The organism is Intrasporangium sp. (assembly GCF_032907665.1).
In the GTDB taxonomy this organism is placed as follows: Bacteria; Actinomycetota; Actinomycetes; order Actinomycetales; family Dermatophilaceae; genus Intrasporangium.
The window spans coordinates 1-19463 of record NZ_JAJJPG010000048.1 but is presented as its reverse complement, the minus strand read 5'-3'; the positions used below and the strand labels follow the sequence as shown (position 1 = coordinate 19463).

At 70.3% G+C, this 19463-nt stretch carries 16 protein-coding genes and 1 pseudogene; 9 read left to right on the top strand and 8 right to left on the bottom strand.

Annotation, left to right across the window (positions count from 1 at the left end; genetic code table 11):
• Nucleotides 1-1362 (top strand): annotated as a pseudogene (locus tag LOY02_RS09305) (hypothetical protein); the annotation flags it as partial.
• A gap of 78 nt (nt 1363-1440) precedes the next feature.
• On the opposite strand, the gene LOY02_RS09300 reads toward LOY02_RS09305, so the two are convergent.
• The 7 genes from LOY02_RS09300 to LOY02_RS09270 form a co-directional block, all read right to left on the bottom strand.
• Nucleotides 1441-2673, bottom strand: coding sequence for a phenylacetate--CoA ligase family protein (locus LOY02_RS09300; RefSeq protein ID WP_317182073.1), 1233 nt, complete (start codon nt 2671-2673; stop codon nt 1441-1443).
• A 12-nt stretch (nt 2674-2685) separates the two neighbouring features.
• On the bottom strand, nt 2686-3534 hold the full coding sequence (locus tag LOY02_RS09295) for an ABC transporter ATP-binding protein (protein ID WP_317182072.1): 849 nt from the start codon (nt 3532-3534) through the stop codon (nt 2686-2688).
• Nucleotides 3535-3547: 13 nt separating this feature from the next.
• Complete coding sequence (locus LOY02_RS09290) at nt 3548-4774, bottom strand: ABC transporter substrate-binding protein (RefSeq protein WP_317182071.1); 1227 nt, start codon at nt 4772-4774, stop codon at nt 3548-3550.
• 89 nt (nt 4775-4863) lie between these two features.
• Nucleotides 4864-5922: a branched-chain amino acid ABC transporter permease gene (locus tag LOY02_RS09285; protein WP_317182070.1), complete on the bottom strand. Its 1059-nt coding sequence runs from the start codon at nt 5920-5922 to the stop codon at nt 4864-4866.
• Nucleotides 5923-5925: 3 nt separating this feature from the next.
• Nucleotides 5926-6798, bottom strand: a complete 873-nt coding sequence (locus LOY02_RS09280) for a branched-chain amino acid ABC transporter permease (protein WP_317182069.1) — start codon at nt 6796-6798, stop codon at nt 5926-5928.
• Nucleotides 6795-8876, bottom strand: coding sequence for an AMP-binding protein (locus tag LOY02_RS09275; RefSeq protein ID WP_317182068.1), 2082 nt, complete (start codon nt 8874-8876; stop codon nt 6795-6797). The genes LOY02_RS09280 and LOY02_RS09275 overlap by 4 nt, the downstream gene beginning before the upstream one ends.
• Nucleotides 8876-9724, bottom strand: coding sequence for an ABC transporter ATP-binding protein (locus tag LOY02_RS09270; RefSeq protein ID WP_317182067.1), 849 nt, complete (start codon nt 9722-9724; stop codon nt 8876-8878). The genes LOY02_RS09275 and LOY02_RS09270 overlap by 1 nt, the downstream gene beginning before the upstream one ends.
• Before the next feature lie 173 nt (nt 9725-9897).
• Between LOY02_RS09270 and LOY02_RS09265 the strand changes: the two genes are divergently transcribed.
• The 6 genes from LOY02_RS09265 (at nt 9898) to LOY02_RS09240 (ending at nt 17874) form a co-directional block, all read left to right on the top strand.
• Nucleotides 9898-10656, top strand: a complete 759-nt coding sequence (locus LOY02_RS09265; protein WP_317182066.1) for an IclR family transcriptional regulator — start codon at nt 9898-9900, stop codon at nt 10654-10656.
• Nucleotides 10649-12487, top strand: coding sequence for an AMP-binding protein (locus tag LOY02_RS09260; RefSeq protein WP_317182065.1), 1839 nt, complete (start codon nt 10649-10651; stop codon nt 12485-12487). The genes LOY02_RS09265 and LOY02_RS09260 overlap by 8 nt, the downstream gene beginning before the upstream one ends.
• A 231-nt stretch (nt 12488-12718) precedes the next feature.
• Complete coding sequence (gene argS, locus LOY02_RS09255; protein WP_317182064.1) at nt 12719-14479, top strand: arginine--tRNA ligase; 1761 nt, start codon at nt 12719-12721, stop codon at nt 14477-14479.
• Between the two features lie 106 nt (nt 14480-14585).
• Complete coding sequence (locus tag LOY02_RS09250; RefSeq protein ID WP_317182063.1) at nt 14586-15842, top strand: alpha/beta fold hydrolase; 1257 nt, start codon at nt 14586-14588, stop codon at nt 15840-15842.
• Entirely contained in the window at nt 15761-17203 is a 1443-nt protein-coding gene (locus LOY02_RS09245) for an NAD(P)/FAD-dependent oxidoreductase (RefSeq protein ID WP_317182062.1), read from the top strand. Before LOY02_RS09250 ends, LOY02_RS09245 begins: the two co-directional genes overlap by 82 nt.
• A gap of 98 nt (nt 17204-17301) precedes the next feature.
• Nucleotides 17302-17874 (top strand): OsmC family protein, encoded by a 573-nt coding sequence (locus tag LOY02_RS09240; protein ID WP_317182061.1) that lies wholly within the window; start codon nt 17302-17304, stop codon nt 17872-17874.
• 117 nt (nt 17875-17991) lie between these two features.
• Here the strand turns inward: LOY02_RS09240 and LOY02_RS09235 are convergent, their stop codons facing one another.
• Nucleotides 17992-18165: a hypothetical protein gene (locus LOY02_RS09235; RefSeq protein ID WP_317182060.1), complete on the bottom strand. Its 174-nt coding sequence runs from the start codon at nt 18163-18165 to the stop codon at nt 17992-17994.
• Between the two features lie 134 nt (nt 18166-18299).
• On the opposite strand from LOY02_RS09235, the gene trxA reads away from it, so the two are divergent.
• Both trxA and LOY02_RS09225 read left to right on the top strand, forming a co-directional pair.
• Entirely contained in the window at nt 18300-18674 is a 375-nt protein-coding gene (gene trxA, locus LOY02_RS09230; protein WP_317182059.1) for a thioredoxin, read from the top strand.
• A gap of 63 nt (nt 18675-18737) precedes the next feature.
• Nucleotides 18738-19145: a DUF302 domain-containing protein gene (locus tag LOY02_RS09225; RefSeq protein ID WP_317182058.1), complete on the top strand. Its 408-nt coding sequence runs from the start codon at nt 18738-18740 to the stop codon at nt 19143-19145.
• Nucleotides 19146-19463 lie beyond the last annotated feature (318 nt).

Below are 19463 nucleotides of genomic sequence, written 5' to 3'. Positions count from 1 at the left end.
GCCGATCGGATCGACCCCGATGTCCCGACCGACGAGGAGGGCCGTCGCGTCGACGAGTCCGGCCGTCGCGTCGACGCGGAGACCGAGCCGCTCGAGGAGCGAGGCGCATTCGGTCGGCCGGGGGGTGCGCCGGGCTCGGTGGCCGCAGGGGTGGCGCTCGCGGGATCGGGGGCGGCAGGGGCAGCCGCAGCCGCGGGTCGCGCGAGCGGTCCGCGGGCCTTCACGGAGGAGGATGACGAGCCCGACCTCGCCGACGCCGAGAATCCCTTTGCCGACCAGGCTGCGTCGACCGAGCCGGGCCGGGAACCCGCCCCCGCCCCTGCCGCACACGAGGTGTCCGTGGAGAGCGCCCATGACGTCCCCTCGTCCAGCGCACCCGAGGTGCCCGTCGCCGACGAGTCCGAGGATGCGGACTGGGTCAACGGCCCCGTCGAGGACGTCGACGACGAGGAGCTCGCGGCCTCCGCCGCCGAGGAGAGCGCGGCACCGGACTGGATCAACGGCCCGGACGGCGACGGGGCCGATGTTGCGGGGGAGGTCGGGACGGGTATCGGTCACGCGAGCGCGCCGGACGCCCGAGAGGACGAGACCATGACCACTGACGACGCCGACTGGATCAACGGTCCGGTCGAGGAGGTCGACGACGAGGAGCTCGGGGCCTCGGCGGCGCAGGAGAGCGAGGCCGCAGACTGGATCAACGGCCCGGCGGACGAGGATCTCGCCGCGGCTCGGCCCGAGCGGGCTACAGAGGATCCCGTTGCTGTCGATGAGGTCTCCGTCCCCGCCCTGGAGGACCGCGACGAGTTCATCGCCGGTGGGGGGCCGCCGAGCGACGACCCGGGCGACCACCGAGGACAGCCGTGGTCGACCGACCTGACCGAGCCCGCCGGCCCTCGCGCGGCGAGCGGGGCGGCCCGGGAACCGGCCGCGCCGGCGGGTCACGCGGACGAGGGCGATGAACCGCAGCCCGGGGCGGCGCCGGTGGCCGAGCGGTCGCAGCGGCCCTACGACCGCGAGCAGCGCCTCGACGTCGAACCGGCCCCCGAGCCGGCCGGTTCCGAGGTGCCACCGCCTGACGAGCCCGAGACGGCCGAGCCGGACGATTCCGGCGCGGACGGGGGAAGCCGTCCCGAGCGGCGCATCTCGTCGTTCGACGAGGTGCGCGACGGAGGCTTCGGCATCGGGTCGGCGTCCCCGCTCGACGACGGGGCCCAGCCCCTGGGCCACGCGGTCAAGGGCTTCCGGGACTCCAGCACGTTCCTCGCACCGGGCGGCCCGGGCTACGACGAGGCGGAGCCGGACGTCTGGTTCTTCAACGAGGAGGCGGCCCGCCGCGCGGGGTTCACGCCGGGCGGCCAGTAGCGAGTCCCCGCGACGGGGTGGACGCGCCGGTGAAGGGTCGGCGCCTCCACCCCACCGAGGGAGTCGGGAGGCGGCTGGTCAGTCCCAGCTGCGGGCGTCGATGATGCGACCCGACTCGGCCTCGGGCACGGCGTCGACGGCTCGGACGACCGCGGCGAAGCGCAAACCCGAACGCACGGCCGAGCGGACCTGCTCGACAACGCCGTCCCGGTCGCCCGCCGACGCGTCGAGGACCACCTCGCAGGCGAGCTCGTCCTTGTGGTTGACCCGGTCGATGACGAAGCGCCACGCGGCCACGCCGCGCAGCCCGTTCATCACCGTGGCCGCCTGCCGCGGGTGCAGGAACATTCCCTTGACCTTCACCGCCTCGCCGACGCGACCGAGCACGCCTGCGAGCCGCGCAGTGCCGTCCTGCCCGGTCCTCCAGGCAGACAGGTCACCCGTGCCGAAGCGGATCAGCGGGTACTCCGGCCGCGCGAGGGTGACGACGACCTGACCCTCGCCCTGCGAGACCGGCGTGCCGGAGTCCAGCTCGCAGACCTCGACGAGGACGCCCGGCGCGGGCAGCAGGCCGCTGCCCGGCGAGGTCTCGTAGGCGATGAGTCCGACCTCGGCCGTGCCGTAGGACATCAGCACGGTCGGTACCCGCTCCTGGAGCAGGGCGCGGAGGGAGTCGGGCAAGGGCTCTGCGGTGACGAGGGCCTTCGAGAGCCGCCAGCGCTCCGGACCGTGGCCGAGCTCGTCGAAGCGCTCGACCAGCGCCTTGAGGTAGCTGGGGAGCCCGACATAGGCGGTCACCCCGAGGTCGGCGACAGCCTGCACCTGCAGGTCCTGGTTCCCGATGCCGCCGGGAATGACCGTCGCGCCGACCGCCCGGCACCCCTCCTCGAACATCGCACCGGCAGGGGAGAGGTGGTAGCCGAAGCAGTTGAGCACGACGTCCCCGCGGCCGATCCCGGCCGCGGTGAGGGCCGGCGCCCACCGCCACGGGTCCGGTCCGTCGATCTCCGGCTCGTAGATCGGGCCGGGCGACTGGAAGACCCGTCGGACCGCCGCTCCCTCGGCGAGCATGCCGCCGAAGGGCGGCTCCGCCTGCTGTCGGGCGAGGACGTCGTCCTTCGTCAGGATCGGCAGCCGCGCGAGATCGCCGGACGCCAGCTCGTCGGCCGACAGTCCCGCAGCGTGCACCCGCTCGGCGAAGGCGGGAACCGCGGACGCTGCCCGGCGCACGACGTCACCGACAGCGGGAGCCAGCCCAGCGGCATACGCCTCGACGGCTCCGGCGAGCGTGGAGGAACGATCGACCGACACGGTGTGCCCCTCTCAGAGCCAGCGCTTGCGGCGCTTGTAGTGCTTGACGTCACGGAAGCTCTTGCGTCCCCCGGACTCACCGAGACCGAGGTAGAACTCCTTGACGTCCGGGTTGTCCTGCAGCTCCTGGGCGGTGCCTTCCAGAACGATCCGGCCCTGCTCCATGATGTAGCCGTGGTCGGCGACCTCGAGTGCGCGCCGGGCGTTCTGCTCGATGACGAGGACCGTGAGACCCATCTCCTCGTTGACCTGCTTGATGAAGGCGAAGATCTCCTTCACGAGGAGCGGGGCCAGGCCGAGCGACGGCTCGTCGAGCATGAGCAGCTTGGGCTTGGCCATGAGCGCCCGCCCGATGGCGAGCATCTGCTGCTCGCCACCGGACAGGTACCCGGCGATCCGGGCCCTCATGTCGCCGAGCTTCGGCAGGAGGCCGTAGACCATGTCGAGGTCGGCCTTGGTGTCGATCCGTCCGCGGAAGTACGCGCCGGAGATGAGGTTCTCCTCGACGGTCAGGTGCTCGAAGACGTGCCGTCCCTCCATGCAGAGGGACAGGCCCAGCTTGACGCGCTCGGCCGCGTCGAGGTGCGTGATGTTCTTCCCCGCGAAGAGGATCGACCCATCGGTCACCTCCCCGTGCTCGGTCGGCAGCAGCCCGGAGACGGCCTTGAGGGTCGTCGACTTGCCGGCGCCGTTGGAGCCCAGGAGCGCGACGATCTGCCCCTCGGGGACCGAGAGCGAGAGGCCGCGCAGCACGAGGATGACGTCGTCGTAGATGACCTCGACGTTGTTGAGCGTGAGGAGGTCGGCGGCCGGCGCCGAGGCACCGGCCGCCCCCTTCCCGCTCAGTTCGACCGAGCTCATTGGGCTCATCGGATCAGGACTCCGGCGTCTGGTTCGCCGCGAGCTCGACCATGTCGCCGCCCTTGACCTCGTAGATGCCGGTGCCGGTGGAGCCGCGGTGCGAGTCCGCCGAGAACTCGACCGTGCCTGCCCCGACGACGCCGCCGGTGTCGACCGGGCCCATCGTCTCGAGGGCCGACTTGATCGCCTCGCCCGTGAGCTCGCCGCCTGCGTCGATGGCCTTCTCGATGCCCTTGGCCATGATGTCCATCGTGTACCAGCCCTGGGCGTAGTGCAGACCCTCGTCTGCGAGCGAGGAGCCCTTGGACTTGAGGTACTCGTCGATGACCGCGTGGCCCGGCTTCTGGGCCGACGCCGGGGCGAACGGCTGGACGAGGATGTGGCCCTCGGCGCTGTCAGCGCCTGCCGTCTTGATGAACAGCTCGTCCGCGCACCAGTTGAGGCAGACGATCTTCATGTCGAGGCCTTGCGCCTTGATGTCCTTGGCGACCTGCGCTGCCGGGGACGAGACGTTCTGGATGACGATGTACTTCGCGCCCTGGCTCTTGGCCTGCGTCAGCAGGCCGACGAAGTTCGGCGTCTTCGGCATCGGGTAGGCCTTGTAGCCGAGGTTGAGGCCCTTCTCGCTGATCCACGTCTGACCGTCCGCCACCGGCGCGAGGCCGAACGGGCTGTCGTTGTGGAAGACCGCGACGTCGGCCTTGCCGCCGGCGTCCTCGGCGATCCAGTTCAGCGCGACACGCATCTGGTCGGAGTAGGTCGGCGCGACGACGAAGTTGTACGGGGACTCCTTCGGGTCGGTCAGCGGCTCGGCGTAGGACGCCGACATGAACGGGAGCTTGTCCGCGGCGACCTTGCTGCGCAGGGCCTCCGAGTCACCGGTGCCCCAGCCCTGGATGGCGACGGCCTCGTCGTTGACGTACTTCTTGTAGAGCTCCTCGGCCGTCGGGACCTTGTACGCGTAGTCGTTGGAGTCCGCGTCGATCTGACGTCCCTTGATCCCGCCCTTGGCGTTGATCCAGTCGATGTAGCCGAGCATGCCGTCGTTGTACGGCGAGCCGACGTCACCGGTGGCGCCAGTGCGGTCGGCGATGATGCCGAGCTTGATCGGCGCGGTGTCGCCGCCGGCGCCGGCGCCGCCGTCACCACCGTCCTCGGTGGCGGCTCCGCCGCAGGCGGACAGTGCGAGCGCAGCGGCTGCCATCGTGGCGACCGCCGCATAGCGGGTGCTGAACTTCATTTCTTCTCCATTCATCGGTCGCCTGCTGGCGTGATGGTGCGGGTACTGCGTGTGTTGGGAAGGAGCGGGAGTCTGGGCGGGCCCGGTCGCTAGTAGCGGAAGGGCCAGAACCGGATGTAGTCCTTCATCCGGGTCCAGATCCGATCGAGTCCTCTGGGTTCCACCAGGAGGAAGACGATGATCGCGACGCCGAAGACGGCGTTCTTGAGGGCCGGGAGCTGGTCCGAGAGACCGGGCAGGCTCGTGCCGAGCACATCGACGAGCTCCGTGAGCAGGGCCGGGAGCAGGCCCATGAAGATCGCACCGTAGACCGCGCCGGCGATGCTGCCGAGGCCGCCCACGATGATCATGGCGAGGTAGAGCACCGAGACGTCGAGGGTGAAGCGCTCCCAGGTGACGGTCTCGGTGTAGTGGGCGGTCAGGGCGCCGGCGAGGCCGACGAAACCGCTCGAGACGGCGAAGGCGGTGACCTTCGCACGAGTGATGTTGACGCCGATGGCCTCGGCCGCGATGTCCTGGTCACGCACGGCCATGAAGCTGCGGCCCAATGTGGTCCGGAAGAGGTTGCGTGCGACGATGACCGCGAGCGCGGCGAGCGCGAGGAGGATCCAGTACCACTGGACCTCGAACATCCGTCGCTCGATCTCGAAGCCGCCGACCTGCAGACGGTTGACCTCGAGGTAGCCCTTGCCCTCCGTCAGCCATTCCCATCGGCGGACGACGAACATGATGATCTCCTGCGACGCCAAGGTGGCGATTGCGAGGTAGAGGCCCTTGAGGCGCAGGGCGGGCAGCCCGAAGAATGCCCCGACCGCCGCTGTCATGACCACCGCGACGAGAATGCTGATCGGCACCGGCACTCCGGCTCGGTCCGAGATGATGACGGAGGTGAAGGCGCCGACGGCGAGGAAGCCGCCCTGGCCGAGAGAGATCTGGCCGGTGAAGCCGACGAGGATGTTGAGGCCCACCGCGCCGATCACCGAGATGAGGATGACGTTGGCGATCCCGAGCCAGTAGCGGTCGAGGATGTAGGGGGCCGCGAGGAGCAGCACGACCATGAGGGCGAGCCGGAAGAACTCTGCCCTCGTGTGCCGCAGGCGCAGCTCGGACCGGTAGGTCCTGTGGTGGATGCCGGTGGCAGTCGCCATGGGTCAGACCCTCTCGATCCGTGTCTCGCCGAAGATGCCGTAGGGCCGAACGATGAGGATGGCCACCAGCACGATGTAGGGGATCACCTCGGCGAGACCGGGGTCGGCGTAGCCGGAGACGTACTGCTTGAGCAGGCCGATCACCAGGCCACCGACGACCGTGCCGGGCACGGAGTCGAGACCGCCGAGGATGACGACCGGGAAGACCATGAGGCCGAACGCCGCGATCCCCTGCTCGACCGCGGACAGGTCCGCGAGGAGGACGCCGGCGATGAGCGCGGAGATGGCGGCGAGGATCCAGGCCAGGCTGAAGACGCGCTTGACCGAGATGCCCATCGTCAGGGCGGCCTGCTGGTCGTCTGCGACGGCGCGCATCGCGACACCATGGCGCGACCGCTGGAAGAAGGCCGAGAACGCGAACAGGACGATCGCCGCTGTGCCGATGACGATGAGGCGATTGACGGGAACCGTGGCACCGGCCAGCTGGATCGAGCCGGTCGGCAGGATCGGTGGCTGCTCACGGACCGCGGTCCCGAAGAAGATCTGGATGACCGCCTTGAGCACCGCCGACAGACCGATCGTCACCATGATGACGCTGATCGCGTGCTCACCGATGAGGGGGCGGAGCACGAAGCGCTCCACGACGACGCCGAGGACGATCGCGACGAGCACCCCGAAGAGCGCAGCGCCGATGAGCGGCAGGCGCATGACGACGAAGGCGGTGTAGAACATGTACGCGCCGACCAGGAGGAACTCGCCCTGGGCGAAGTTGATGACGCGGGTGGCCTTGTAGATGAGGACGAAGCCGAGCGCTGCCAGGGCAAGGAGGGCCCCGTCGGACAGGCCGTAGACGGTGAGCGAGATGAAGGTGGTCATCGGCGGCCGCTCCAGACGGGTCGACGCCCCCGGCCTTCGGGAGCACGGAAGGTGGACATGTCGACAATGGTGAGGACGAGGTTGCGCTCGACCTGCGTGCCGTCCTGGTAGGTGACGAGGCTGCGGAGGGTGACGTCCCGGGAGCCTCGTGCGAGGGCCTCGATGATCTGGCCGTAGCGCTCGGCGATGACGGACCGCCGAACCTTGCGGGTGCGGGTGATCTCGTCGTCGTCCGGGTCGAACTGCTTGTGCAGCAGCACGAAGCGCTTGATCCGGATGCTCTCCGGGAGGTCCTCGTTGGCCCGCAGGACCTCCTCGGCGATGAGGTCCCGGACCTCCTGCTTGCCTGCGAGGTCGGTGTAGGTCGTGTAGCTGAGCCGCTCGTGCTCCGCCCAGGAGCCGGTCGTCATGGGGTCGATGGTGATCATGGCCGTGATGTCCTCGTCGGTCGCGAAGGTCACGGCCTCCTCCACGTAGGGGGAGAACTTCAGCTTGTTCTCGATGAAGGCGCTCGAGAAGCGGGTGCCGTCCCTGGTCGTGAGGACGTCCTTGGCGCGGTCGATGACGACGAGGTGGTCTCGATCGTCGAGGTAGCCGGCGTCACCGGTGTGCAGCCACCCCTCGGCGTCGACCGCCTCGGCCGTGGCCTCGGGGTTGCGGTGGTAGCCGCGGAAGACCGAGCTCGAACGCAGCAGGATCTCCCCGTCGTCGCTGATCCGGATCTCGGTGCCCGGGATGGGGGTGCCGACCGAGGCGAAGGCGATGTCGTCGTCGCGGTGAACGACCGCGATCCCACAGATCTCGGTCTGTCCGTAGATCTGCTTGAGGTTGACGCCGATCGCGTGGAAGAACCGGAAGACATCGGGACCGAGCGGAGCGCCACCGGTGTAGGCGTGGTCGATCCGGGCGAGCCCGAGCTGGTCCCGGACCGGCCGCAGGGCGACCTGATCGGCGATCCAGTAGAGCGGGTTGAACCGGCTCGCCTTGCCGTGGATGCGCTGCTCGGCGACCCGGTCGCCGATGGCGTAGCCCCAGCCGAAGATGCCGCGCTTGAGGCGGCCCGCCTCGTCGATGCGCACCTGGACCTCGGAGAGCATCGACTCCCAGATGCGCGGGGGCGAGAACATGACGTTGGGGCCGATCTCGCGCAGGTCCGTCTTCTGGGTGGAGGAGTCCTCCGGGAAGGAGATGGTCAGACCCTTGGAGAGGCCACAGGCGACGGCGAGCATCTGCTCACCGATCCAGGCGAAGGGAAGGAAGGAGACGTAGCGGTCCTTCGGCCGGATCGGGTCGATCGACGTGAGGTGCTCGGCCATCGCGAGCAGGTTGGCGTGCGAGAGCTCGGCGAGCTTCGGGCGAGAGGTCGTGCCCGACGTGGTGCAGATGACCGCGACGTCGTCCGGAGTGCTGGACGCGATCTGCTCGTCGAGCCAGCCGGGGTGCTCCTCGCCCCACGCGCGCCCCTGTGCCTCGATGTCGGTGAAGTCCCTGAGGAAGGGCTCGGTGTAGGCCTCGAGGCCGTGCGGGTCGTAGAAGACGACGGTCTCCAGGGGAAGGACGTCCCCCGATGCCGTCGTCTCCGAACGCAGCCGGATGAGCTTGTCCACCTGCTCCTGGTCCTCGGCGATGACGACCCGGGCACGCGAGTGGCTGAGGATGTGGTGGAGTTCCTCGCCGATGCTGGTGGGGTAGACGCCGACCACCGCCGCGCCGATGCTCTGGGCGGCCAGCTCGGCGATGAGCCACTCGGGCCGGTTGTCGCCGAGGACGGCGACGATCTCGCCCCGTCGGACCCCGAGGGACGCGAGACCGTGCGCGAAGTCACGAACCCGCGCGTTGTACTGGGCCCAGGTCAGGGGCTGCCAGATGCCGTAGCGCTTCTCCTGGAGGGCGGTGTCCCTTGCGCGGGTCGTCGCGAGGGATGCGAGGAGCCGAGGGAAGGTGCTGTCACTGGACGCACCACCTCCCGCACCTCCGGAAGCCCGCCCGGCTGCGCGCGCGCTGACGGCGGGAGTGGGGTGGGCGGCATCCGGCATCGTCGTGTCCCTGGTCGTCTCGCTGGTCGTGTCGTCGGCCATCAGTGCTCCTCGGCCCCGAGGTAGGCCTCGACGACCCTCGGATCGGCCTTGACCTCGTCGGGGGTGCCGTCGGCGATGAGACGACCGAAGTCGAGGACGCTGACGCGGTTCGAGATGTCCATGACGACAGCCATGTCGTGCTCGATGAGCACGACCGTGACCCCGGCCAGCTCGTGGACGTCGAGGACGTAGCGCGCCATGTCCTCCTTCTCCTCGGCGTTCATGCCGGCCATCGGCTCGTCGAGGAGGAGCAGGGCGGGCTGCAGGCAGAGCGCGCGGCCGAGCTCGACGCGCTTCTGGATCCCGTAGGCGAGGGACCCGACGGGCTTGTGCCGGAACGCCTGGAGCGAGAGCAGGTCGATGACCTCCTCGACGAGGTGGCGGTGCTCGATCTCCTGGCGGCGGGCAGGTCCGAACCAGAGCAGCGAGGTGAGCACGCTCTTGCTCATGTGGATGTGCCGTCCGAGCATGAGGTTCTCGAGGACGGTGAGGCCGGAGAAGAGCTCGATGTTCTGGAACGAGCGGGCGACGCCCAAGCGGGCGATCCGGTGCGGCTTGAGCTTCGTCAGCTCGTGAGCGGTGCCCTCAGTGCCGGTGTGGAGGACGATGGAGCCCTGCTGCGGGTGGTAGAGACCGCTGACGCAGTTGAGCAGGCTCGACTTGCCCGCGCCGTTGGGACCGATGACAGCGTGGATGTTGCCCTGGGTGACCGTGAAGCTCACGTCCTCCAGAGCGTGCACGCCGCCGAACCGCAGGCCCACGCCCTTGACCTCGAGGGCGGGTTGTCCGGCCGGGACGGTCGAGGAGTTCAGCGAGTGCTGGTATGCCCTGGTGAGACCTGTGGTCACTCGGGGTCCCCTCCTTCGGTGGCGGGATGGACAGGTGGAGACTACGTTTCCACTATCTGAAAGTGCAAGGGCTCCTTGTGAAATTGTTATCCGGCCAGTTACAGTCTCTTTCCGGATCAGGGTGAGACGCCGGCTGTCATCCTGAGCGCAGGGCCGAGCGAAAGAGGACACGCGTGCCGTCTACGGAGGTCGGGGACCGGGAATCGAGGGGCAGCCTCGGCACCGTGCGCAACGCCGTCACCCTTCTCGAGCTGCTCGGCGAGGGCCCCGCCTACCAACAGCTGACCGATCTCGCCGAGCGGTCCGGGATGACCGTCCCGACGGTCCACCGGCTCCTGCGCTCCCTCGTCCTCGCCGACCTCGTCGAGCAGGACCCGCGGTCCTCGCGCTACAGCCTCGGGCCCGAGCTCGTCCGGCTCTCCCACCGCTACCTGGCCCGGCTGCCGATCCTCGGTGCCCTCGCGCCCTATCTCGCGCAGCTGCGCGACCTCGTCCGCTCGACCATCGTCGTCCAGACGCTCGTGCGATCGGCCGTCGTCACGATCGACCGCGTCGACGGGCCGGACGCCGGGCTCTACCGAGAGCCCCACACCGTGCGCGACGCCCTCACGACAGCGACCGGCCGCCTCCTCGGTTCCCGAGCGAGCGACGACGAGTGGAAGGCGATCCTCCAGCACTGCGCGGAGGAGGACCGGCCCGCGGCGGAGGCCGCACGCGGCGCCTGGGCCTCGGCACCGTGGCTCGTCGTCGAGGGCCACCCGCTGGGCCCCCCGGGCCACGTGGCCGTGCCGCTCGTCGACGGGCAGGGCGGCGCGCTGGCCGCCCTCGTCGCCACCGTGCCTCCGGGGGCCGCGCCGAAGGACATCGAGGCCGTCGCAGGGCACCTGGCCCGGGCCGGTGCCGCTGCGGTGAGGACGCTGGGCCATGCCTGACCCGATCTGGGCGCCCGACGAGGCAGCGTGGCGCCGGGCGGCCGAGCTCGTCGAGTGGTCCACCCCGTTCGACGCGGTGTGGCAGCCTCGGAACGGTCGGGCCCACTGGTTCCCGGGCGGCCGGCTCAACGCCTCCGTGACCTGTGTCGACCGGCACGCCGCGGTCGACCCGGACCGGGTCGCCATCAGCTGGGAGGGCGAGCCCGGCGACCGGCGCACCATCACCTACGGCGACCTCCTCGCCCAGGTCTCCACGCTCGCCCGGGGTCTTCGGTCCATCGGCGTCCAGCCCGGTGACGTCGTCGCCGTGCACCTCGGCCTCGTCCCCGAGGCCGTCGTCGCGATGCTCGCCTGCGCCCGCGTCGGTGCCGTCCACGCCGTGCTCCCGGCACCACTGCCGGCCGAGGCGCTCGCGGACCGGCTGGAGAGCCTCGGGGCCAAGGTGCTCTTCACCCAGGACGGCGCCTGGCGGCACGGGACGATCCTGCCGCTCAAGGTCCGCGCCGACGAGGCCCTCACGGCCGTCGCCGGCATCGAGCACACCATCGTCGTGCGCCGCACCGGCATGGATGTCGCGTGGTACGAGGGGGACCGGTGGTACCACGACCTCGTCGCGGCGGACCGTGGCCAGGGACGGCGTGCCGCTGGACGCGCGGGCGGCGAGGCCGTCGACCTGCCCAGCGACCATCCCTCCTCCATCATCAGCCAAGCCCATCGACGTGGGCGCCCCGTCGTCGTCACGCACGGACTCGCCAGCAGCCTCGTCACCGCGGCCGCCCTCCACGAGTGGGGCGTCGGCGAGGGGCCGAGGTTGTGGAGCGCCGGAGACGTCTCCTGGCTGGCGGTTCAGGCCCACGGCATCTACGGCCCACTCGCCCGCGGCATCACGACGGTCCTCTACGAGGGAACCCTCGACGTGCCGACCCACGCCCGCGCCTGGGAGATCATGCGCCGCCACGAGGTGACGACGATGATGACGACGCCGTCGGTCCTGCGGACCATGCGCGGCTGGGCGCCCGCGCTTGCCGACACGAGCCCGGTCGAGTCATTGCGACGGGTGGTGCTCTACGCCGAGCCCTCCGAGCCGGCGCTCCGTGAATGGGCGGCGTCGGACCTCAGCCACCGCCCCGTCGTCGTCGCTGACGGCTGGGGCCAGGTGGAGCTCGGCGGGATCGTCCACCTCAGCCGCCCCCTCGACCCGGAGCTCGTCCCGTCGGTCGCACCGGCCATCGTCGATGCGGAGGGGAATCGGGTGCCCGACGGAGAGCCGGGGGAGCTTGTGCTCACCCGGGCCTGGGCAGGCGCCATGCTGCCCGGCACCGGCGACGTCGCCGCCGCGACCGACCACCACTGGACGAACCGCCCGGGCCTCTACACGACCGGCGACCGCGTGCGCTGCACGCCGGAGGGCGGACTCGAGTTCCTCGGCCGCACCGACGAGGTCGTGTCCCTCTCCGGCCAGCTCGTCTCGATCAGCGAGGTGCGCCAGACGCTCCTCGACCACCCGTTCGTCGAACGCGCCGACGTCATCGAGCGCCGGGACGTCCAGGGCGGTCGCTACCTCGCAGCGGCCATCGTGCTCGACCGCGGCACGGCGGACCAGGACCTCGATGCCCTGGCCCGGGACCTCAACGAGACGGTCCGGGACAATCTCGGCGGGGTCGCCCGCCCGCGCATGCTCATCTTCGTCGACCGCTTCGGCGACGAGCTGCGCGGCGACGAGCGCCGCCGTGCCCTGGCCGGACTCCCGCTCGGCGACACCCCGGAGCCGAAACGGGTGACCTGGGCGCAGGTGCTCGCGGCCGCCGACCTCGGCAACACCGCGACCTGACCGCCAACCCTCCACGTCGAGTGGCCCCACAATGCACGTCGAGTGGCCCCACAATGCACGTCGAGTGGCCCCACGTGTCGGGCGGGCGCGCCCACCGAGCCTGTATTCGTGGCCACTCGACGGGGGGTGGGGTGGCTGGGAGCGAGCCCAGCGGCATACGGCCCCATGGGGTTGGTCACCCCGACGAAACGGCGGCGCGGGCACTGACGACCCGCTCATAGACTGGCCCGCATGGCATCCCCGCTCGTCGCGCTCACCCCGAAGGTCCAGTCCGCGATCGCCGCCGCCCTCGGCGACGAGTTCCGCGAGGCGGACCCGGTGCTGCGCCCGTCGCAGTTCGCCGACGTGCAGGTCAACGCCGCCCTCGCCCTCGCCAAGCAGGTCGGTGCGCCCCCGCGGGACGTGGCGACCAAGATCGTCGAGGTGCTCGACCTCGACGGCGTCGCCGACACCGTCGAGGTGAGCGGACCCGGATTCATCAACATCACCTTCAGCGACGCCTGGCTCGCCTCGCTGCTCGCCGACGTCGACGCCGACGACCGACTCGGCGTGCCCCTCGAGGAGCGGCAGAACATCCCCATCGACTACTCCGCGCCCAACGTCGCCAAGGAGATGCACGTCGGCCACCTGCGCACGACGATCGTCGGCGACTCCCTCGCCCGCACCCTCGAGCATCTCGGCCACAACGTCATCCGGCAGAACCACATCGGCGACTGGGGCACCCCCTTCGGGATGCTCATCGAGCACCTCCTCGAGGTCGGCGAGGACTCGCCCGAGGCCGAGCTGCTCGTCACCGACCCCAACGCGTTCTACCAGGCGGCGCGGGCGAAGTTCGACGCGGCAGAGCGGGCCGAACCCGATGGCAGCGAGGGCGACTTCGACATGCGGTCCCGGGCCCGGGTCGTCAAGCTCCAGGCCGGCGACCCGGAGACCCTGGAGCACTGGCACCGGCTCGTCGGCATGTCGAGGGTGTATTTCAACAAGGTCTACTCGACCCTCGGCGTGACCCTCGGCGACGAGAACCTCGCGGGCGAGTCGACCTACAACCACATGCTGGCCGACGTCTGCGACGAGCTCGAGGCCAAGGGGATCGCCACGGTCTCCGACGGTGCGCTGTGCGTCTTCCTCGATGGCTACACCGGGCGCGAGGGCAAGCCAGTGCCGCTCATCATCCGCAAGTCGGACGGCGGATACGGTTATCCCACAACGGATCTCGCGACGATCAAGTATCGCGTCGCAGACCTCGGCGCCCACCGGGTCCTCTATGTCATCGGCGCGCCGCAGGCCCTGCACCTCAACATGGTGTGGGACACGGCGCGGCTGGCCGGCTGGCTCCCGGAGGGCGTCACTCCGGTCCACATCCAGATCGGCAACGTCCTCGGCGAGGACCGCAAGATCCTCAAGACGCGCTCTGGCTCCTCGCTGCGGCTCATGGCCCTGCTCGACGAGGCCGTCGCCAAGGCGCGAGCCCTCATCGACGAGAACCGGCCGGACCTGTCCGAGGACGAGCGGGCCACCATTGCCCGCCAGGTCGGGATCGGCGCGGTGAAGTACGCCGACCTCTCCGTCGCCCACAACAGCGAGTACGTCTTCGATCTCGACCGGATGGTCTCGCTCACCGGCAACACCGGGCCGTACCTCCAGTACGTCGTCGCCCGGGTCCGCTCGATCTTCCGGCAGGCCGGCCTCGACCCGCTCGCGCAGCACGCCCCCATCACGCTCGGCACGCCGCACGAGCGAGCCCTCGCGGTGCTCCTGCTGGACTTCGCCGACGTCGTGAGCGCGGTCGGGACGCACTACGAGCCGCACCGGCTCTGTGGCTACCTCTTCGAGCTGGCGCAGGCGTTCTCCGCGTTCTACGAGAACTGCCCCGTGCTCAAGGCCGAGACCTCGGACCTCCGGGAGTCGCGGCTCACCCTCAGCGCGCTCGTGCTGCGCACCATGGTGACGGGCCTCGACCTGCTCGGCCTGGAATCGCCCGAGCAGATGTGACTGTGGAAGGTTGCCCCGGTGGGTGCCCGGCCAACCTTCCACAGCTGTCACGGCCCTCGATACCGTATGCCGCTGGGCGGGCTTCCGCTGAAGCGATCCTCGCGCGATGGACGGGTGGGATGATCGGCAGGTGCGATTCACCTTCGGCGACGTCGTTCTCGACACCGACCGGTTCCTCCTCGAGCGCGGCGGTGAGCCGGTCCACGTCCAGCCGCAGGTCTTCGACGTCCTGTCCCACCTCGTGCGCAACCGCGAGCGGGTCGTCACCAAGACCGAGCTGCTCGACGCGGTCTGGGGGGACCGCTTCGTCAGCGAGTCGACCCTGACGAGCCGGATCAAGGCGGCGCGCCGGGTGGTCGGCGACGACGGTGCGCTCCAGCAGGTGATCAAGACGGTGCACGGTCGGGGCTATCGCTGGATCGCGGACGTCGATGCGGCGGTCGAGGTCCCGGCGCAGGCCGGGCCCCCGTCTCCGCATCCGCGGGCACTGGAGCAACGGATCCGCTTCTGCACGGCGAGTGACGGGGTGCGGATCGCCTACGCGACGGTCGGGCAGGGGCCACCCCTCGTCCGGGCTGCGCACTGGATCACCCACCTCGACTACGAGTGGCAGAGTCCGGTGTGGCGACACTGGATGGAGGGACTGTCCCGGGGCCGCACCTTCATTCGGTACGACGAGCGCGGGTGCGGGCTCTCGGACCATGACCCCGAGGACATCTCCTTCGAGTCCTTCGTCCGCGATCTCGAGACGGTCGTGGACGAGCTCGGGCTGGAGCGGTTCCCCCTCCTGGGGCTGTCTCAGGGCGGACCGGTCGCGGTCGAGTACGCGGTGCGCCACCCCGAGCGGGTCAGCCGCCTCGTCCTCGTCGGCGCGTTCGTCACCGGGCGACTCGCCCGCGCGACGACATCCGAGGAGCTGCGCGAGTCGGAGATGCAGGCAGAGCTGATCCGGATGGGCTGGGGTCGCGACGACCCGTCCTTCCGCTTGTACTTCTCCTCGACGTTCATGCCCGATGCGAGCCCGCAGATGTGGAGCGACTTCGCGGCCCTGATGCGGCGCACGACGTCGGCCGAGAATGCCCTGCGCCTCAACAACGTCTCGGTCAACATGGACGTCCGCGAGGCGGCGACACGGGTGACCGTGCCCACCCTGATCCTCCACGGCCGCAACGAGGTGCGGATCCCGTTCAGCCAGGGCCGTGAGTTCGCGGCCCGGATCCCGGGCAGCCGGCTCGTGCCGCTCGACACCCGGAACCACCTGCTGCAGGCCGACGAGCCGGCGTGGGGGCACCTGCTCAGCGAGCTCGACGCGTTCCTCGCGGAGGACGAGTCCACGAACCGTCCAGAGGAAGTCCACATGTAGTCCCAGACCCGACTGCGCCCCACCGACGACTGTGGTCCCCGAGCCGATCGAAGGGACAACAGGTGGAGGGCAAGGACGTGGGGTCAGAGACAGTGCAGACAGGGGGGTCCGTTCGGCCCTCGGGGTCGGGGTGGTCGGGACCGTCGCGGCGGACGCGGCCGACTCGGCAGCCCGGGGCGTCGGGGCGGGTCCTCGAGGCGGACGTCGTCGTCGTGGGTGCCCGGGTGGCGGGAGCCGCCACGGCGACGCACCTCGCACGGGCGGGCCACGACGTGGTCATGCTCGATCGGGCGGAGTTCCCGAGCGACACCGTCTCGACGCACGTCATCGTGCGCTCGGGGATGGTCTCGCTGGCCCGGCTCGGGGTCGTCGAGGCGCTGGTCGCCACGGGCGCGCCGACGCTGCGCCGGGTGACGTTCTCGAGCAGGCTGGGCGTCCTCGCCCGCGAGGTGAAGGACCGCCACGGCATCGACTTCCTGCTCGCACCGCGACGGGTCATCCTCGACGACGTCCTGCAACGGGCCGCCGTGGAGTCCGGGGTGACGCTGCGGACGGCGACGAGCGTCGACGACGTCGTGCGCGACGGGCAGGGCAGGGTCGTGGGCGTGACCGGTCACGACGGTGACGGCCCGATCGAGGTGCGGGCCCGGCACGTCGTCGGCGCTGACGGCCTGAGCTCGCGTCTGGCGCGCTCCGTGTCGGCCCCGCTCACCGTCGTGCGGCCCGCCCTCGCGGCGAGCCAGTACGCCTACTTCGCAGGGGACTGGCCGGTCATCGAGCACCATCTGGCCGACGAGGTCTTCGCCGGTGTCTTCCCGACCCACGGCAGCGAGGCCTGTGTCTGGGCGATCACGCCGGAAGCAACGGCTCGCCGCTTCCGGCGCTCGCACCGTGGCGCCGACGATGCGTTCGCCGCCCTCCTGGCCGAGCGGGTGCCCGACCTGGCGGCACGGCTCGACCCCGCGTGCCAGCGGGAGCCGGTCCGCGGCATGCTCCGCATGCCGAACCACGCCCGCAAGCCGTTCGGCCCGGGGTGGTCGCTCGTGGGTGACGCCGGCTACCACCGCGACGCCATCACCGGCCACGGGATCAGCGACGCCCTGCGCGACGCAGAGCTGCTCGCGGGGGCCATCGACTGCGCGTTGAGCCGTCCTGCCCGCGAGGTCGAGGCGTTGGCTCTCTTCGAGCAGGACCGGGACCGGTTGGCCGGTCCCATCTTCGAGCTCACCCAGCAGCTCATCACGTTCCCGGACCAGGAGCGTTTCGTCGAGCTGCAGCGAAGCCTCGCCGTGGCCATCGACGACCTTGCGGGTGAGCTGTACGCCCGCCCGTTGCCGCGCGGCCTTCGGGCGAGAGCGTGACACCAGACCTCAGCACGAGGAGCGCCGGGACTCCGGCGCGAAGTCACCACAATCCGGGTTGCGGTCTTGCGCCCGGCCATCACCAAGGAGCACATGACATGACCACCGAGACCGTCCGGCCGCAAGGCCACCGCAACGGCGTCGACACGGCGACTCTCTTCGCAACTCTCGACGCGGTGAGGGAGATGCCCGCGGCTGCCCAGTTCGAGTTCCGAGCACACAACGAGTGGATCGAGGGCACCCACAGCCTGTCGCGGATCCACGACTTCTTCGGTGTGGGCGAGGAGCGCACCCACGAGCGCGAGTTCGTCTTCGACGCGGACCACCCGGCCGTCCTCGTGGGTCGGGATCACGGCCCGACGCCCGTGGAGTTCCTGCTCCACGCGCTGGCGGCCTGCCTCACCGCCGGGATCGCGAACATCGCGTCCGCGCGCAAGGTGACGCTCACCGAGGTCCGCTCGACGGTCCGCGGGAGCATCGACCTCAACGGCATCCTCGGCCTCCAGGACGTGCGCAACGGCTACCAGCACGTGACGGTGGCCTTCCTCGTCAAGGGTGACGCCCCGGCCGAGGTCCTTCGGGAGATCGTGGAGCAGTCACGAAGCCGGTCCGCGGTCTACGACGTCCTCGCCAACGGCGTCAAGGTCGACCTCGAGGTCGACGTCGCCTGACCGATCCGAGCCGGACATAGGGATGGGCCGAGTGCGCCAGGGGGAACGCACTCGGCCCATCCGTGCTTCGGCCGGACCGGGCGGCTGGGGGGGAAGCCGCTCAGCCTCGGGGGCTCGTCAGCCGCGGCCGAAGAACTTGCCGAGGAGACCACCGGAGGACGCCGACGCGTCCTTCGTGTGACCCTCGCAGCGCTGCGCGGTGGGAACGTGGCGCATCACCTGGTCGACGTGCTGGCCACAACCGGCCCACGTGGTCTTGCCGCAGGTCCTGCAGTTGGCGGGACGGCACATACGTAACTCCTCGAGGTCGGGGATGTCTCTGGTGGTGGAAATATATACCCCAGGGGGTATGTTGGCATCACTGTAGACCACGTCCACCGGGGCGCGCCAGTCCGGCGCTGCCACACACCCTGAAGGAAATACCCATGAGCACCCGCAACCTCACCTACGCCGACTTCGAGTCCGTCGTGTCGAAGGAGGGCATCGTCCTCATCGACTGGTGGGCCGCCTGGTGCGGTCCGTGCCGCATGTTCGCGCCCGTCTACGAGGCGGCGTCGGAGCAGCACACCGACATCGTCTTCGGCAAGGTCGACACCGAGGCAGAGCAGCAGCTGGGCGCTGCGGCTCGCATCACGTCCATCCCTACCCTGATGGCCTTCCGAGACGGCATTCTGGTCTTCAGCCAGCCCGGTGCTCTGCCCGCGGCTGCCCTCGAGCAGGTCATCCAGGCCGTGCGCGACCTCGACATGGACGACGTCCGCCGCAAGGTCGAGGAGCAGAGCGCCAAGGCCGACGCCTGAGCCTGAGCCCCTTCCGCACCGGCACCGGCCCCGAGAACCCCAGAACCAGGAGCACAGGAGCACATGGACCACGCGATCACCGTCACGACCGAGCTTCCCTTCGAGGACGCCCTGCAGACCACCCGCGAGCGACTCTCCGAGGAGGGCTTCGGGGTCCTCTCCGAGATCGACCTGGCCGCGACCCTCAAGGCCAAGATCGGGGTGGAGCTGCCCCCGCAGGTCATTCTCGGGGCCTGCCGGCCGCCGCTGGCGCACGCCGCCATCGAGGCGGAACCGTCGATCGGCGTCTTCCTGCCGTGCAACGTCGTCGTCCGCGTCGATGACGCGGGCCGCACCGTCGTCGAAGCGATGAACCCCGAGTTCATGACCCAGATCGCGTCCGGCGAGGCCCTCGCCGCGGTCGCCGCCGACGCGAAGGCGCGCATCACCCGCGCCCTCGACGCCGTCGCAGCAGCCACGCCCGCGCGCTGACGCCCATCTGTCGCCGCACCAGCCGGCCTCGCTGACTCGCCCACTGACTCATCTGGCGAGTCAGTGGGCGCGAGTCACCGCGGGGTGACCCCTCCAACCCTCCCGTGCCGTATGCCGCCCAGCCGCCTCCCGAGGCCACGTGACCGCGGGAGCCAGCACAGCGGCATACGGCATTGCGTTGTCCGTGGCACGACCCGGGCCGTTTGGCCCTTGGCGACAGGGATCCCCAGGTCTGTGCTGGAGATCTGGCGAGACTGTCCTGTGAGGCCGACATGGTCCAGACGGCATCGGGACAACGCATCGTTCCCTCTCCGCCGG

Bases quoted from the DNA above. Each gene is read 5' to 3' on its own strand.
- LOY02_RS09280 (WP_317182069.1), bottom strand. From the start codon at position 6,798: ATGACCACCTTCATCTCGCTCACCGTCTACGGCCTGTCCGACGGGGCC.
- LOY02_RS09240 (WP_317182061.1), top strand. From the start codon at position 17,302: ATGACCACCGAGACCGTCCGGCCGCAAGGCCACCGCAACGGCGTCGAC.
- LOY02_RS09285 (WP_317182070.1), bottom strand. From the start codon at position 5,922: ATGGCGACTGCCACCGGCATCCACCACAGGACCTACCGGTCCGAGCTG.
- LOY02_RS09225 (WP_317182058.1), top strand. From the start codon at position 18,738: ATGGACCACGCGATCACCGTCACGACCGAGCTTCCCTTCGAGGACGCC.
- LOY02_RS09275 (WP_317182068.1), bottom strand. From the start codon at position 8,876: ATGGCCGACGACACGACCAGCGAGACGACCAGGGACACGACGATGCCG.
- LOY02_RS09290 (WP_317182071.1), bottom strand. From the start codon at position 4,774: ATGAAGTTCAGCACCCGCTATGCGGCGGTCGCCACGATGGCAGCCGCT.
- LOY02_RS09250 (WP_317182063.1), top strand. From the start codon at position 14,586: ATGGACGGGTGGGATGATCGGCAGGTGCGATTCACCTTCGGCGACGTC.
- LOY02_RS09235 (WP_317182060.1), bottom strand. From the start codon at position 18,165: ATGTGCCGTCCCGCCAACTGCAGGACCTGCGGCAAGACCACGTGGGCC.
- argS (WP_317182064.1), top strand. From the start codon at position 12,719: ATGGCATCCCCGCTCGTCGCGCTCACCCCGAAGGTCCAGTCCGCGATC.
- LOY02_RS09260 (WP_317182065.1), top strand. From the start codon at position 10,649: ATGCCTGACCCGATCTGGGCGCCCGACGAGGCAGCGTGGCGCCGGGCG.
- LOY02_RS09295 (WP_317182072.1), bottom strand. From the start codon at position 3,534: ATGAGCTCGGTCGAACTGAGCGGGAAGGGGGCGGCCGGTGCCTCGGCG.
- trxA (WP_317182059.1), top strand. From the start codon at position 18,300: ATGAGCACCCGCAACCTCACCTACGCCGACTTCGAGTCCGTCGTGTCG.